The 15,204-nt window shown below is 35.3% G+C and carries 14 protein-coding genes and 1 tRNA gene; 7 read left to right on the top strand and 8 right to left on the bottom strand.

Features of this window, described 5'->3' with window-relative positions; translation table 11 throughout:
- The first annotated feature begins 50 nt into the window (after nt 1–50).
- A complete protein-coding gene (locus C3L50_RS05655; protein ID WP_103805195.1) occupies nt 51–761 on the top strand; it encodes a hypothetical protein in 711 nt (236 codons plus the stop codon).
- Between the two features lie 159 nt (nt 762–920).
- On the opposite strand, the gene C3L50_RS05650 is transcribed toward C3L50_RS05655, so the two are convergent.
- A tRNA-Leu gene (locus C3L50_RS05650) sits at nt 921–1,000 on the bottom strand.
- A 291-nt stretch (nt 1,001–1,291) separates the two neighbouring features.
- On the opposite strand from C3L50_RS05650, the gene C3L50_RS05645 reads away from it, so the two are divergent.
- Both C3L50_RS05645 and C3L50_RS05640 read left to right on the top strand, forming a co-directional pair.
- The gene (locus C3L50_RS05645; RefSeq protein WP_103805194.1) at nt 1,292–2,233 is read left to right on the top strand and encodes a ribose-phosphate pyrophosphokinase; all 942 of its coding nucleotides are present in this window, start codon (nt 1,292–1,294) and stop codon (nt 2,231–2,233) included.
- A gap of 69 nt (nt 2,234–2,302) precedes the next feature.
- Nucleotides 2,303–2,911: a 50S ribosomal protein L25/general stress protein Ctc gene (locus tag C3L50_RS05640; protein ID WP_103805193.1), complete on the top strand. Its 609-nt coding sequence runs from the start codon at nt 2,303–2,305 to the stop codon at nt 2,909–2,911.
- Between the two features lie 117 nt (nt 2,912–3,028).
- Here the strand turns inward: C3L50_RS05640 and C3L50_RS05635 are convergent, their stop codons facing one another.
- On the bottom strand, nt 3,029–4,159 hold the full coding sequence (locus tag C3L50_RS05635; protein ID WP_103805192.1) for an ATP-binding protein: 1,131 nt from the start codon (nt 4,157–4,159) through the stop codon (nt 3,029–3,031).
- Between the two features lie 170 nt (nt 4,160–4,329).
- On the opposite strand from C3L50_RS05635, the gene pth reads away from it, so the two are divergent.
- The 4 genes from pth (at nt 4,330) to bioB (ending at nt 9,451) form a co-directional block, all read left to right on the top strand.
- Nucleotides 4,330–4,956, top strand: a complete 627-nt coding sequence (gene pth / locus C3L50_RS05630; protein WP_103805191.1) for an aminoacyl-tRNA hydrolase — start codon at nt 4,330–4,332, stop codon at nt 4,954–4,956.
- A gap of 118 nt (nt 4,957–5,074) precedes the next feature.
- Entirely contained in the window at nt 5,075–7,165 is a 2,091-nt protein-coding gene (locus tag C3L50_RS05625) for a T9SS type A sorting domain-containing protein (RefSeq protein ID WP_103805190.1), read from the top strand.
- A 103-nt stretch (nt 7,166–7,268) separates the two neighbouring features.
- Nucleotides 7,269–8,198 carry a bifunctional riboflavin kinase/FAD synthetase gene (locus C3L50_RS05620; RefSeq protein ID WP_103805189.1) on the top strand — a complete coding sequence of 310 codons (930 nt, stop codon included), beginning with the start codon at nt 7,269–7,271 and terminating at the stop codon, nt 8,196–8,198.
- A 167-nt stretch (nt 8,199–8,365) separates the two neighbouring features.
- Nucleotides 8,366–9,451, top strand: coding sequence for a biotin synthase BioB (bioB, locus tag C3L50_RS05615; RefSeq protein ID WP_103805188.1), 1,086 nt, complete (start codon nt 8,366–8,368; stop codon nt 9,449–9,451).
- A 112-nt stretch (nt 9,452–9,563) separates the two neighbouring features.
- Here the strand turns inward: bioB and bioA are convergent, their stop codons facing one another.
- The 6 genes from bioA to atpD all read right to left on the bottom strand — a co-directional run bounded on the left by bioA (nt 9,564) and on the right by atpD (nt 15,091).
- Entirely contained in the window at nt 9,564–10,835 is a 1,272-nt protein-coding gene (gene bioA, locus C3L50_RS05610) for an adenosylmethionine--8-amino-7-oxononanoate transaminase (protein WP_103805187.1), read from the bottom strand.
- Nucleotides 10,836–10,894: 59 nt separating this feature from the next.
- The gene (bioD, locus tag C3L50_RS05605) at nt 10,895–11,512 is read right to left on the bottom strand and encodes a dethiobiotin synthase (protein WP_103805186.1); all 618 of its coding nucleotides are present in this window, start codon (nt 11,510–11,512) and stop codon (nt 10,895–10,897) included.
- Nucleotides 11,513–11,920, bottom strand: coding sequence for a putative signal transducing protein (locus C3L50_RS05600; protein WP_103805185.1), 408 nt, complete (start codon nt 11,918–11,920; stop codon nt 11,513–11,515).
- 5 nt (nt 11,921–11,925) lie between these two features.
- Entirely contained in the window at nt 11,926–13,083 is a 1,158-nt protein-coding gene (locus C3L50_RS05595) for an aminotransferase class I/II-fold pyridoxal phosphate-dependent enzyme (protein ID WP_103805184.1), read from the bottom strand.
- A gap of 137 nt (nt 13,084–13,220) precedes the next feature.
- The gene (locus tag C3L50_RS05590) at nt 13,221–13,502 is read right to left on the bottom strand and encodes a F0F1 ATP synthase subunit epsilon (protein WP_103805183.1); all 282 of its coding nucleotides are present in this window, start codon (nt 13,500–13,502) and stop codon (nt 13,221–13,223) included.
- A gap of 77 nt (nt 13,503–13,579) precedes the next feature.
- The gene (atpD, locus tag C3L50_RS05585) at nt 13,580–15,091 is read right to left on the bottom strand and encodes a F0F1 ATP synthase subunit beta (protein WP_103805182.1); all 1,512 of its coding nucleotides are present in this window, start codon (nt 15,089–15,091) and stop codon (nt 13,580–13,582) included.
- Nucleotides 15,092–15,204 lie beyond the last annotated feature (113 nt).

Here is a 15,204-nt window from a genome sequence, read left to right as displayed (position 1 = left end):
ATGATTTTTAATAGATTACATTTGGGTTTTATTAATTTAAATCATTAAAAATGAAAAAAACATTAATACTTATACTTTTAAATTTCTTTATTTTAAATGCACAAAATATTGATAATGAAATTAATAGACTTGAAAAAAACAGAAAAGAATTTATTGAAAAGATTAATTCTTTAAAAGATTCTATTTCAATTATTGATAAAAAAATTAACATAATTAAATCAAAGGAGATTTTAAAAACAGTTAAAGATTCGTCATTAACTGCAATTGTATCTAAAAACGGCAAATTAAGAAAAAGACCTTATGTAATGGATGACATAATTTTCAATTTTGAAGAAGATACTGAAGTTTTAATTTTAGACTATCACAAAGGATATTTTGGCGTATGTGTTAATTCTGTTTGTGGATATGTTAACGAATTATGGATTAAAAAAAATCAAAAAGTAGTTGATTTAGTTTATGTTAGAATTCAAGAGGAGGAAGAATTAGCAAAAATCAAAGAAGAAAAGAAAATCAAAAAAGAAAATAAACAATACGCAGACATTGAAGCTAAAAACATTAAAAAATATGGAAAAACACTTTATGCCAAATTAAAAAAAGGCACGTTTTGGATTGGAATGACCGATGATATGGCAATAATTTCTTTAGGGAATCCAAAAGATATAAATAGAACCGTTGGTAAGTGGGGTGTGCACGAACAATGGGTTTATGATGGTGATTATTATTATTTTGAAAACGGAATATTAACATCATACCAAGACTAAAAAAACAAAGAACCCCGACCACGCGGATTTAGATAAATTATCTTGTTAACGCTAGCGCGGATTTGCAATCCGTGCCCACAATCGAGAGCAAACAAAACAATTCACAGAACTAGTTAATGTATAAAACCAAAAAAGCCTCTTCTTTCGAAGAGGCTTTTGTACCCGGAGCCGGAGTCGAACCGGCACGGTTTCCCACAGGTGTTTGAGACCAGCGCGTCTACCAATTCCGCCATCCGGGCTTCAGCAGACAGAAATAACAACAGTTATTTCAACGCATTAAAAAGAGATAACTGTTATAAAAACAACTCGCTTTTGTTTAACACGGTGCAAATGTAAAAAATAAAATGAAAGATTCTAACAAAATACTCGAATTTTTCCTTTCAGAGTTCGATTTTATTCCTAAATTTGCACCTCGGTAAAACGAAAAACAACTAACTAACTACATCCGAGGCATTTATATTTTTCTGGATTTAATCAAATGATAAAACCAAATTAAATAGAATGTAACGGAATAAAAAAACAACAAACAAATGTCACATACAGATCCAGAAGCTAAAATTTTTGCGTGTTCACAAAGTGAATACCTTGCAGAGAAGATAGCCAAGGAATACGGAATTCCTTTGGGTAAAATGACAATGTCAACCTATAGCGATGGTGAATTTCAACCATCTTATGAAGAATCCATAAGAGGTTTGCGAGTATTTATTGTTTGTTCAACATTTCCAACTGCGGATAATTTGATGGAATTGTTACTAATGATTGATGCTGCCAAACGAGCTTCGGCTAGACACATTACAGCAGTTATGCCTTATTTTGGTTGGGCAAGACAAGATAGAAAAGACAAACCAAGGGTTCCGATTGGAGCAAAATTAGTGGCTAAATTATTAGAAACTGCGGGAGCAACAAGAATTATGACCATGGATTTGCATGCAGACCAAATTCAAGGATTCTTTGAGAAACCAGTAGATCACCTTTTTGCTTCAACTATATTTTTACCCTATGTAGAAAGTCTAGGTTTAGAAAACCTAACTATAGCTTCACCAGATATGGGTGGCTCCAAAAGAGCTTATGCTTATTCTAAGTTTTTAGAGTCGGATGTGGTGATTTGCTACAAACAACGAAAAGTAGCCAATGTGATTGACACTATGGAGCTGATTGGTGAAGTAAAAGGCAAAAATGTAATTTTGGTAGATGACATGATCGATACTGGAGGCACATTGGCGAAAGCCGCAGATTTAATGATCGAAAAAGGAGCATTAAGCGTTAGAGCAATTTGTACTCACCCTATTTTGTCGGGAGATGCATACGAAAAAATAGAAAATTCGAAATTAGTCGAATTAATTGTTACTGATTCTATTCCGTTAAAGAAAGAATCCAAAAAAATAAAAGTGGTGAGTTGTGCCACACTTTTTGCAGAAGTAATGTACATGGTACACCACAACAATTCTATTAGTGGAAAGTTTTTGATGTAATTCATTTACACAAAAGCCAAAAACTAATTCAAAAACGAGTTTAATAATTAACTATATAAATTTTTTACAATGAAATCGATTACAATTAAAGGATCAGAAAGAGAAAGCGTGGGCAAAGTTGCTACTAAAGCCTTACGTAATGCTGGAGCGGTTCCTTGCGTGTTATACGGAGGAAATCAAGCAGTTCATTTCTCAGCAGACGAAAGAGCATTCAAAACTTTGGTTTACACTCCAAACGCACACACAGTTGTGATTGAACTTGGGGACAAATCATTCAATGCTATTCTTCAAGACATTCAGGTACACCCAGTATCTGACAAAATCTTACACATTGACTTCTTTCAAATTCAAGATGACAAAGAAATCACTATGGAAGTTCCTGTAAAAATCGTTGGTAACTCAAAAGGAGTTATGGCTGGTGGGGATTTGCGTATGAACAACCGTAAATTAAAGGTAAAAGCTTTACCAAAAAACCTTCCTGATTACGTTGAGGCAGACATTACACCTCTTGAAATGGGTAACAAATTATATGTTACTAAAGTGCCAACGCCAAATTTCAAAATCATGCACCCAGACAATACTGTGATATGTCAAGTGAAGATTTCTCGTGCGGCTATGAAAGCAGCTCAAGAAGCAGCAAAAGCAGCAAAAGCTCCTGCAAAAGGAAAGAAAAAATAATACTTTTTTCAATAATTCAAGAAAGCATCAATCGAAAGATTGGTGCTTTCTTGTTTTAGAGAATTTCTACAAAAGCCACCTTCCACTGAATTATCTTTCGAAAAAAACCACCACAACTTACAATATATAATCCAAATAATTATCTTGATTGATGATCTCGAAAGTTGCTTCTGGATAGGATTTTGCAAATTCGGTTGGGATTTTTGCTTTAGCTTTTCCGTATTTGTATTCAAAAGCGGCTAATTGTTCATTTTTTTCTTCTATTCGGTCTATTTCTTGTTTGGTATGGGTACGCCAAAAGTAATCGTAAACAAAATTTTGGGTATAACTCATTTTTTTCATTCTTTCGGAATTCAAATAGTTTTCCCAAAGTTTACCCACATCTTCTCTACTATTCAATGGATTAAACGTATTGATAATTGCGTTTCGGATACCGTTATCTACAAAATACCATTTCTTCATTTTTGTTATTTCGTTGTCTCTGTTTCTGCTGAAACCCGATACGCTGTAAATGATAAAAACTTTGCTAAACAAATCTAAATACTTTTCGACCGTGTTTTTACTGATTTGCAAATCACGACCCACACTTTCGAGTGATAATTCGCTCCCTGTTCTAAAAGCGATTATTTGAAGTAAAGCAATTATTTTGTCTCTTTTTTTGATGCCTTCAAAGGCAAAAATATCTCTTAACAATTGGGTGTTGACCAATTCTTTTAAGTAACTTATTTTTTCCTCACGATTCGTAATATGACTCAATTCAGGATAACTCCCTAATATTAAACGGTCTTCGAGATTGCTTCGGGTCTGTAGTAAATTTTCATTTTTAGCATATTCCATTTGTGCTATTGGGTATAAATTTATGGTTTTCATACGTCCAACCAAGGGCTCTCCTAATTGATTATTGATCTCAAATGCAGAAGAGCCCGTAACCAAAATTTTTAAATCTTGGATAGTATCTACCATCAATTTTAGCTTTTTTCCAATGGCAGGTATTTCTTGTGCTTCATCAATGATCAAAAATTTAGTATCACCAAGCAATCTTTTAAAATTTGCCGTACTCTGAATTTCTAATAAACTATGCGATTCAATATCGTCTCCGTTCAAAAAAAGTACTTTTTCATTTAGTTGCTCAACCAGCTTTTTTATAAGTTCCGTTTTACCCACTCGCCGTGCTCCTAAAAGAACAATTACTTTATTGGGCTGCAGTTTTTGCAAAATTAAATCGAGTGCCAATCTGTCTATTTCCATGAATTTAGATTTTAAACAATACAAATATATTTAATTTTATTAAATTCCGTCAAAAAATTGACGGAATTTAATTGATTTCCGTCAAAGTAGTGACGGAAATCAAGTTTAAGGGATTAAAGTATAGAAAATTGTAGGATTGAATTCTGTTAGAGTTTCACTACTTTTGCTCAATGATAAATTGGTTCAACAATCTGTTTTCAAGAACAGAAATAACCGACAACAAAGAGTATATGAAGAAATTTTTAATTGTAGGACTTGGCAACATTGGTGCTGAATATGTCAACACAAGACACAATATAGGTTTTAAAGTAGTTGATTTTCTAGCTAAGAAAGAAGGAATCAGCTTCGAAACAGTGAAACTAGGAGCATTGGCCGAATACAAATTCAAAGGGCGTACTTTTTTGCTCTTGAAGCCCAATACCTATATGAATTTGAGCGGAAAAGCCGTTCAATACTGGATGGATAAAGAAAACATTCCGCTAGAAAACATTATGGTCATTACCGATGATTTGAATCTATCTTTCGGAACCATTCGCATTCGAAAAAAAGGTAGTGATGGCGGACACAACGGACTCAAAAACATCAATCTTGTTCTGAATACGCAACAATACACCCGTTTTCGTTTTGGAATAAGCGACGAATTCAAAAAAGGAAAACAAGTAGATTATGTCCTAGGAGAATGGGACGACACTGAAAAAGCAGCACTACCAGAGCGATTAGAATTAGCTTCAGAAATTATAAAATCATTTGGAACCGCTGGAATAGAAAATACAATGACAACATTTAACGGAAAATGATAAATAATTCTGATTTTTTGGAAATTTAACCTCCAAAAAAGCAGAGTTTGCCTAATTTTTGTCAATTTATAATTGCGATTTGGTAAAATCATTAACTTTGACAAAATTTTTTAAGATAATGAAAACAACAACCCCTCTATCTATCAAGTTCATTTTTATATTTTTTTGTATGCTAACTCTTGGCAACATTTACAGTCAAGACAAAAATACAACAACCAAAAAAATTTTTGGACAAACTCTTAAATCATCAAAAAATCCAAATAGCGATAAGATTAGATGCGTTTCAACAGAGTATGAACAATTTCTTCAAGAAAAAAATCCCAAGAGAATGTCCAATGCTCAATTCGAAACATGGTTGGCACCGTTGGTTTCTAAATACAAAGCCACAAAAGCCAATTCTAAAACAGCAGCAACAATAATTACAATTCCAGTGGTAGTTCACGTAGTACACAACGGTCAAACCGTTGGAATAGCTCCAAATATTACCGATGCCCAAGTTCAATCTCAGATAACTGTACTTAATCAGGATTTTAGAAGAATGCTTGGTACTCCGGGCTACAACACAAATCCCGTAGGAGCAGATGTTGAAATCGAGTTTGTTCTTGCTCAGCAAGATCCCAGCGGAAATCCGACAAATGGAATTGAACGAGTGAGTTTTTTGCAGTCTTCATGGTCTGATACCGACATTGAAAATATCCTAAAGCCTGCCACTATTTGGGACCCAACAATGTATTTAAACATGTGGAGTCTTAAATTTACTGACAATACCGTTTTGGGTTATGCACAATTTCCTGATGGCTCTGGATTAGCTGGACTTAACTCTTCTGGCGGAAGCGCTAACACTGACGGAGTTGTTTCCAGTTACGATGTTTTTGGAAGCAAAGACTATGGCAGTTCCTTTCTATTAGTTACTTCTTTATATAACAAAGGGAGAACTATGTCGCATGAAGTGGGACATTGGCTTGGACTATTACACATATGGGGAGACGGAGGTAGTCGTGACAGTAATACCAAAGACTGCAATGCCTCCGACTATTGTGCAGATACTCCACAAGCAGGATGGGAAAATTATGACTGTAATACTTATGATTCTTGTCCAGCAAATCTAGGAAATGATATGGTAGAGAATTATATGGACTATACAAATGATGATTGTATGAACATATTTACTCAAAATCAAAAAGATCGAATAGCGGTTATCATGAATAATGCCGCCAGAAGAAGCACTTTAAAAACATCAACAAAGGATGATGCAATGTCATTGTTTGCCACTGATGCCGAAGTTAAAATACTGAGCTTCAATAGCAATATTGATTATGGTTGCGCTACTCCACCAGCACCAACAAACAAACAAGTGTCTATTTATAATAGAGGAACCTCTACTTTAACTTCTGTAACTTTAAATTACAACATAAACGGAGGCTCCAACCAAACCTATACTTGGAGCGGTTCATTAACACAAAACCAATTTGCCGACATAACACTTCCCAACACTAATTTGAATGGCACTTTAAATGTTAGCATAGCAACATCCAACGGAGGAACAGACCAAAGAACTACTAATAATACTGCCAGCAAGAATTATTTTAACAACGTACCCACTAACTATAATTATACTAATTATGTCTTTAGATTACAACAAGATTTATGGGGAAGCGAAACTACTTGGAGTTTAAAAAATAGTTCTGGTACCACTTTATATAGTGGTGGTCCATATGAAGATAAGCCTTCTTTACCTTTACCCTCATTAATAACCGAAAATTGGACATTGCCTTCTAACCAATGTTATACTTTTACAATAAATGACTCTCAAAGTGATGGAATTTGTTGCGGAACCGATGGAAATGGCTATTATGATATTAAGACTAACAATGGCGCTATTACCGTTAAATCTGGATCTTCATTTTCATCAAGCGAAAGCATAACAATTACAAACAACACCTTAGGAACTGATACATTCGAGGCATTAAATGAAATATATCTGTATCCAAACCCTACAAAAGGGATTTTAAATGTGAGTGTTCCAAGTAATTTTGGTTTGCCAACAAGTTTAACTATTAGCAATAGCTTAGGTCAAATCATTAGCCGAAAAGCAGTTTCAAAAGCAGACGATTTAACACTAAACACTTCATCTTATAGCAAAGGGATATATTTTATAACAGTTACCAAAGACGACCAAGCAAAAACATTGCAGTTCATCAAAGACTAATTTCATAACACAAACCAATTAAGAGGGTTGATTTATCTATCAATCCTCTTTTTTTTATCTGTTTTATTAGCATAAATTTGCAGCATTCTAAAAACAAATTGCTTTGACCGTTTTCAATTCTATAAATGATTTCAATTGCGCTAAAAAAACCGTTCTCACTTTGGGCACTTTTGATGGTGTGCACATTGGTCATCGAAAAATATTAGAAAAACTAACTCAAAACACTGAGAATGGCAAGTACGAAAACCTGGTACTTACCTTTTTTCCGCATCCAAGAATGGTATTGCAAGGACAATCGGATGTGGAATTACTCAACACCATCGATGAAAAAATAGATTTATTAGAAAAAATAGGCATTCAAAACCTAGTTATCCATCCATTTGACGAAACCTTTTCTCAATTATCTGCCGAAGATTTTGTAAAAACTATACTAGTAGATCGATTCCAAATTCAAAAAATAATAATTGGTCACGACCATCGATTTGGAAGAAACCGAACTGCCAATATTGACGATTTGATCGCGTTTGGTGAAAAATATAATTTTGAAGTAGAACAAATTTCGGTTCAAGAAATACAGGACGTTTCGATAAGTTCGACCAAAATCAGAAATGCCTTAACCGAAGGAAACATGGCTTTGGCCAATGAGTTTTTGGGTTATGAATATTTCCTTACTGGAACAGTTTCTAAAGGAAAACAAGTAGGAAGAACCATTGGATTTCCCACGGCAAACCTCCAAATTAAAAAAAATTACAAACTCATTCCCAAAAAAGGGGTTTATGTTATACAAAGCATCATCAACCAAAAAAATGTCTTCGGAATGATGAATATTGGATTTAATCCAACTGTTGCGGGAAAACAGCTTGCTATTGAAGTCCACTTTTTTGACTTTGATACTGATTTATACCATCAAGAAATAAGAGTTTCTATCCTGAAATATCTTCGCTCCGAACATAAATTCGAGTCGGTAGCTTTACTAAAAGAACAATTAGAGAAAGACAAAAATACAGCTTTAACTTATATAGAAAGTCTTTAAATTTACCCAGATTCTTTTTTCTTCAAATAAAATTAATTGCATTCCCATTGTTGAAAAACTCCATTAAGAAGACAATCCCAATAATTAAAGTCCAATACTTTTCAATACTACATCATTGCTTGATTGGAACAATTTAACTACTTTTGACACACTAAAAAATAAGATCGATGAGTATTACAAGACACGACTGGACAAAAGAAGAAATTATTGCCATATATAATAAACCCCTAATGGAATTGCTTTATGAAGCAGCTACCATTCACAGAGAACACCACGATCCAAACGTAGTTCAAATATCTACTTTAATATCACTAAAAACAGGCGGTTGCTCAGAAGATTGTGGCTATTGTCCGCAAGCCAAACGCTACCACACCAATATTGAAACCAATCCTTTTATGACTGTTGAAGATGTAAAAGTACAAGCTGTCAAAGCAAAAGAAGGAGGTTCATCAAGAGTTTGTATGGGTGCTGCTTGGAGAAATGTAAAAGACGGCCCTGAATTTGACCAAGTTTTAGAAATGGTTCGTACCATCAACAAAATGGATATGGAAGTGTGCTGTACGTTGGGTATGATTACCGAAAACCAAGCACAACGATTGGCCGAAGCTGGTTTATATGCCTACAACCACAATATCGACACTTCTGAAGAATATTATAAAGAAGTCATTTCGACCCGTGGATTTGAAGACCGTTTGCAAACCATCGAAAATGTTCGTAAAACCAATATTACAGTTTGTAGTGGTGGAATTATCGGAATGGGTGAAAGCATCGAAGACCGAGCAGGAATGCTTAAAGCTCTCTCTACCTTGGATCCAATGCCAGAATCGGTGCCAATAAATGCACTAGTTCCAGTTGCAGGAACACCACTTGAAGCAGAACAATCTGTCGAAATCTGGGATATGATTCGAATGATTGCTACAACAAGAATAGTAATGCCAGCCACTCAGGTGCGCCTTTCTGCAGGAAGAATAAATTGGAATCGTGAAGGTCAGGCTTTGTGCTTTTTTGCTGGTGCCAATTCTATTTTTTCAGGTGATAAATTACTTACTACTCCTAATAATGACTTAAACGAAGACATGAAAATGTTTGAATTATTGGGATTGAAAAACCAACAACCTTTTGCAAAAACCTATAAAAGAGTTTCTGTTGAAGCGGCCGATTCTAAATTTGCTCCTCTTGGCGAAAAACCAAAATGGTCTCGTCCTGGACACACTATCGAAAGAAATGTGGAAGCAACTGTAAAAGGAAAATAAAAATATTTTTGAGAATACTGAATTGCATTTAGTCTATTAAAGCAAACTATATGCAATTCGGTATTCATTCATGATCAAAGACTATCATATTAATTGGTTATAGAAATAATTTCTAAACTATTTTCAATACTTTTTCGACCACTTCGTACACTTTTTGCAATTGTTCATCAGTAATGATATAAGGTGGCAAAATGTAAACTATATTCCCAACAGGGCGCAAAATCACTCCATTTTCAATAAAGAAATCGTAGAGTTTATTTCGTAAGCTTCCGTAATAACTAGCGGCGCTTTCGGTTTTGATTTCCAAGGCAAAAATAGTTCCCAACACTCGGGTTGTAGCCACTTTTGGATGCGTTTCAATCTGTTTTTGAAAAGCCAAATGTCTTTGATTTACTCGGGCAATATTATCCTGCATTTCTTGAGTTTGCAACAATTCTAAACTTGCCAAAGCTGCCGCACAACCCGTTGGATTGGCAGTAAAAGTATGTCCGTGAAATAACGCTTTATTGATATCTTCATCATAAAAAGCTTCAAAAATATCCTGCGTAAATGTGGTAATCGCCATTGGAATCGTTCCGCCAGTCAATGCTTTGGACAAACACATCATATCGGGCGTTTCGGTTAGATAATCACAAGCAAACGATTTTCCTGTTTTTCCAAAACCCGTCATTACTTCGTCGGCAATCGTGAGGACTTTGTTTTTCTTGCAAATTCGTATTAGTTCGTTCAATGATTCTGGCTCATACATTACCATTCCAGCTGCTCCTTGCACCAAGGGTTCGAAAATAAATCCCGCGCAATTATGTTTTTTTATGACATTTCTCAAGGCATCAAAACTTTCTTGTTCCTGACCTTTAGTTGGCACAGGAATTCGCACCACATCAATAAACATTCCTTGAAAAGCTTGAGTATAAAAAGAAATTCCACTAGCCGCCATCGCCGCAAAAGTATCACCATGGAAAGCATTTTCGAAAGCTATAATCGTGGTTTTCTTTTCTCTTTTGTTGAAAAAATATTGTAAAGCTACTTTAATCGCAACTTCCACTGCGGTCGAACCATTGTCGGAGAAAAAGACTTTTTGTTGGTTTTTCGGCAAAATTTTCAACAGTTTTTCAGCCAAAACTATCGCTGGTTCGTGAGTGAATCCGCCAAAAAGAACGTGCTCCAAAGTGGTCAATTGCTTGTAAATTGCTTCAGCAATAAATGTATTGGAATGTCCGTAAGGGTTTACCCACCAAGAAGCAATGGCGTCGATATATTCTTTGTTGTTTTCGTCCCAAAGTAGTGCGCCTTTTCCTTTTTTTATCGCTATGGGAAGCGCTGCGGTTTTATGCTGGGTATAAGGATGCCAAATATTGTTTTGGTCTCTTTCGGTTAAGTTCATTTCGAAAAATTTATTTCACAAAGATACACGAAGAAAACACAGAGATATACAAAGAAATTTTAAAGATTTAATAAATTCTCTCGAAACAAATCGGCGTATTCTTTGATGACATTTTTATCAAAATAAGGTTCTTGTTCGATTCTTCCAATACATTTCACTCCAGTTTTATTCAAAATTATCGATTCGGAAGATTTATTTTCATCACCACTGAAAATGATTCCAACGATGTTTAGTTGTCTGTTTTTTAAAGCCTCAATTGTCAATAAAGTATGATTGATACTTCCCAAATAATGGCGAGAAACAACAATAACTTTATAATCTTTTTGGATTAAATCGATAACGCAATCATTGTTGTTTAATGGAACGAGAACACCGCCAGCTCCTTCTATAACCAAATGATTTTTGGTTTCGGGTTCTTTACTATTTTTTAAATCGAGAGTAATTCCGTCTAATTCAGCTGCCAAATGTGGACTGGCTGGCGTGTTGAGCGCATAAGCATTAGTATGGAATTTTGACTCCGTATTTGAAATATAGCTTTTGATTTTATGACTGTCGGAATTCTCCAAATCACCAGCTTGAATGGGTTTCCAATAATCGGCTTGGAGTGCTTCGACAATGATGGATGAGGCAATGGTTTTGCCAACATCAGTAGAGATTCCTGTAACAAATATTTTCATTTAATTGAATTCAAAATTACACTTATTGCATTTGTATTTATGCTTGGAATAAAAAGGCAATGTTCCTAAAAGCAATGAAAAAATGTAAATGATAAGCGATTTCAAATCTTTTACGGAAGTGACCATATCTATTTGCTCTGCCCCACAATTTGGACATTTCAGTAATTTATGATCATCATCTAATGAATATTGACTCACTTGAGAAATAATGTCTTTCGCTTTCGGATAATCCTTTTGGTTAACAAAAAGTTTTACTCCACCGACGGCATTACTGTATAATGGATTGGAATCGACAGTATAATTATCCCGCATAAAAACGGCAATGCCTTCCGACTCTAATTTTCCTTTATAAATTATTGCTTCGGATGAATATTGATATGCCCCTATTAATTCAAAAATATCTTCCATAAATTTTAAAAAACAAAAGTACTCAACAAACTTAAGACTCCAGAGATTTCTTCTTTCGAATTGAAACTATGCAAACAAAACCGTAATCGTTCCTGTCCTACCGGAACCGTTGGCGACAAAATGGCTTTCACGTCAAATCCTTTTTCCTGAAGTTGACGGGCTATCGATTTTACGTTTTCGTTTCCAGGAATAATGGCACTTTGAATGGCTGATTTACTTCTAACAAACATCGGTTTCAATCCTAATAGGTTTTTTTCTTGATTGAAATGAACGATGTTTTCTCGAAGTTTTTCGATGGTTTCTTTTTCGGATTGTAAATTTTGATAAGCCACTAAAATTGTGGCAACCGAATGCGGAGAAAGTCCCGTGGTGTAAATAAAACTTCGTGCAAAGTTGACTAGATAATCACACAATTCCTGACTTCCCACAATGGCTGCTCCGTGACAGCCCAATCCTTTTCCGAAAGTCATTATTCGGGCAAAAACTTTATTTTGCAAATCCAGCATTTGAACTAGTCCTTCACCGTTTTCTCCAAAAACTCCCAAAGCGTGTGCTTCGTCAACCACTAAATAACAGCCGTGTTTTTCAGAAACAGCTACCAACTCATCCATATTCGGGCAATCACCATCCATAGAAAAAACGGTTTCGGTTACAATGTATATGGGTGCTGGGTGTTGGGTGTTGGGTGTTGGGAGAAATTTCAGAAGCAAACGTTCCAAATCCTCAAAATCATTGTGTTTGAATTTATAGGATTTGGCATTCGACATTATAATCCCATCCCGAATGGAAGCATGACACAATTCATCATACAAAATCAAATCGCCTTTTTGAGGAACGGAACTAAAAAAACCCACATTAGCATCGTAACCCGAATTGAAAATCAAAGCCGATTCCGACTGATGAAATTGGGCAATATAATTTTCCGCTTCTTGATACATTTTGTGGTTTCCTGATATTAATCGAGAACCTGTTGCCCCGTTTTGAATGCAATTATTATCCAATAAATACTGATGCGTTTGCTCAAAAATGGTCTCATTTTTTGAAAAACCAATGTAATCATTAGACGAAAAATCGATTAAATTATTGGGCGCAGCCAATTTTCGCAAAGCATTGTTTTGCTTGCGGATTTCAAGTTTGGTTGTGAGATTTTTTGGAAACTTCATAAGGGTAAAGTTAGGAAAAAATGGAACGCAGATGAAACAGATTTGCCAAAGCAAAAACACGGATAAACACGGATTTTTTGACATAAAAAAAGTCACACATTGCTGTATGACTTTTAATTCTTTGCCTTGAAATTGTCTTAGTCTGCTAAAACAATTACTTTATTGTCTTTCATTTCGATTGTTCCCGAAGCAATAGCCAAAGTATAAGTTTGTGGATTTACTTTCGTAAACTTAGCCTCTACTTCCTCAGAAAAATTAAAACTTGGTGCTGCAATTTTCACTAGTCCTTTTCCTAAAATAGAAACAATCGAAGCGTGATTATCCAAAATTTGAAAGCTACCATCAACTCCAGGTAAGGTTACCGAAGTAACTTCTCCTGAAAATAATTTTGCTTCTGGTGATACTATTTCTAAAATCATAATTTTTTAGTTAATAGTTGATGGTTGATGGTTGATGGTTGTTTTCTAACAACTATCAACTAACAACTAACAACCAATTACGCTTCTGCCAACATTTTTTCTCCTGCTTCGATAGCGTCTTCAATTGTACCTTTAAGGTTGAAAGCTGCTTCTGGCAAGTGGTCTAATTCTCCATCAATAATCATGTTGAATCCTTTGATGGTATCTTTAATATCAACCAAAACTCCAGGAATACCTGTAAATTGCTCGGCTACGTGGAAAGGTTGAGACAAGAAACGTTGTACACGTCTAGCTCTTGAAACTGCCAATTTATCGTCTTCAGAAAGTTCTTCCATACCCAAAATTGCGATAATATCTTGCAATTGTTTGTATTTTTGAAGAATTTCTTTTACTCTTTGTGCACAGTTATAATGCTCATCACCAATAATGTGTGGGGCTAATATTCTAGAAGTAGAATCCAATGGATCTACCGCTGGATAAATACCTAACTCAGCAATTTTACGAGACAATACAGTTGTTGCATCAAGGTGAGCAAATGTTGTTGCTGGTGCCGGGTCAGTTAAGTCATCCGCAGGAACGTAAACCGCTTGTACAGATGTAATAGATCCTTTGTTTGTAGAAGTAATACGCTCTTGCATGGCTCCCATCTCAGTTGCCAATGTTGGTTGATATCCTACAGCAGATGGCATACGACCCAAAAGTGCCGATACCTCAGAACCTGCTTGTGTAAAACGGAAGATATTATCAACGAAGAAAAGAACGTCTTTTCCTTGGTCTGAACCTGCTCCATCACGGAAATATTCTGCGATAGACAATCCTGAAAGTGCCACACGAGCACGAGCTCCAGGAGGTTCGTTCATTTGTCCGAAAACGAAAGTAGCTTTAGACTCTCTCATTCCTGGCATATCTACTTTTGACAAATCCCAGCCTCCATTTTCCATAGAGTGCATGAATTCTTCACCGTATTTTATAATTCCTGACTCTAACATCTCACGAAGCAAGTCATTTCCTTCACGTGTTCTTTCTCCTACTCCTGCGAATACTGAAAGTCCACCGTGACCTTTTGCAATATTGTTAATCAACTCTTGAATCAATACTGTTTTACCAACACCAGCACCACCGAACAATCCAATTTTTCCTCCTTTTGCATAAGGCTCAATCAAATCGATTACTTTAATACCTGTGAATAAAACTTCTGATGAAGTTGATAAATCTTCGAATTTTGGAGCTGCTTTGTGAATTGGCATTCCATCAGCACCTTTTTTTGGTAAATTTCCTAAACCGTCAATTGCATCTCCGATTACATTGAACAAACGTCCGTAAACATCTGCCCCGATTGGCATTTGAATTGGAGCTCCTGTTCCAACTACCTCATAACCTCTGCTCAAACCGTCTGTTGAATCCATCGAAATGGTACGAACGGTGTTTTCACCAATATGAGATTGTACTTCAAGAACTAATATAGTTCCATCTTTTTTTGTGATTTCTAATGAATCATAAATTTTTGGAAGTTCAACATCTTTTCCGTTGAAAACTACATCGACAACTGGTCCGATGATTTGGGCAACTTTTCCTATTACTTTTGACATTGCTTATGTATTTATTAAATAGCTATTCAGGTTTATGAATAACAACTAATCGACACTAATCGAGTAGGTTTGTTTTTCAGGTGGCAAAGATAATTTTTTAAAACATAAAAATC

Source organism: Flavobacterium alvei, assembly GCF_002920895.1.
Taxonomy (GTDB): domain Bacteria; phylum Bacteroidota; class Bacteroidia; order Flavobacteriales; family Flavobacteriaceae; genus Flavobacterium; species Flavobacterium alvei.
The sequence above is the reverse complement of the archived record's forward strand: the minus strand, read 5'-3'. Positions and strand labels throughout refer to the sequence as shown.

Coding starts and splice junctions, on each gene's coding strand:
- bioB (WP_103805188.1), top strand. CDS start 8,366: ATGAGTATTACAAGACACGACTGGACAAAAGAAGAAATTATTGCCATA.
- C3L50_RS05655 (WP_103805195.1), top strand. CDS start 51: ATGAAAAAAACATTAATACTTATACTTTTAAATTTCTTTATTTTAAAT.
- C3L50_RS05595 (WP_103805184.1), bottom strand. CDS start 13,083: ATGAAGTTTCCAAAAAATCTCACAACCAAACTTGAAATCCGCAAGCAA.
- C3L50_RS05640 (WP_103805193.1), top strand. CDS start 2,303: ATGAAATCGATTACAATTAAAGGATCAGAAAGAGAAAGCGTGGGCAAA.
- atpD (WP_103805182.1), bottom strand. CDS start 15,091: ATGTCAAAAGTAATAGGAAAAGTTGCCCAAATCATCGGACCAGTTGTC.
- C3L50_RS05590 (WP_103805183.1), bottom strand. CDS start 13,502: ATGATTTTAGAAATAGTATCACCAGAAGCAAAATTATTTTCAGGAGAA.
- C3L50_RS05645 (WP_103805194.1), top strand. CDS start 1,292: ATGTCACATACAGATCCAGAAGCTAAAATTTTTGCGTGTTCACAAAGT.
- bioD (WP_103805186.1), bottom strand. CDS start 11,512: ATGAAAATATTTGTTACAGGAATCTCTACTGATGTTGGCAAAACCATT.
- C3L50_RS05600 (WP_103805185.1), bottom strand. CDS start 11,920: ATGGAAGATATTTTTGAATTAATAGGGGCATATCAATATTCATCCGAA.
- bioA (WP_103805187.1), bottom strand. CDS start 10,835: ATGAACTTAACCGAAAGAGACCAAAACAATATTTGGCATCCTTATACC.
- C3L50_RS05635 (WP_103805192.1), bottom strand. CDS start 4,159: ATGGAAATAGACAGATTGGCACTCGATTTAATTTTGCAAAAACTGCAG.
- pth (WP_103805191.1), top strand. CDS start 4,330: ATGATAAATTGGTTCAACAATCTGTTTTCAAGAACAGAAATAACCGAC.
- C3L50_RS05625 (WP_103805190.1), top strand. CDS start 5,075: ATGAAAACAACAACCCCTCTATCTATCAAGTTCATTTTTATATTTTTT.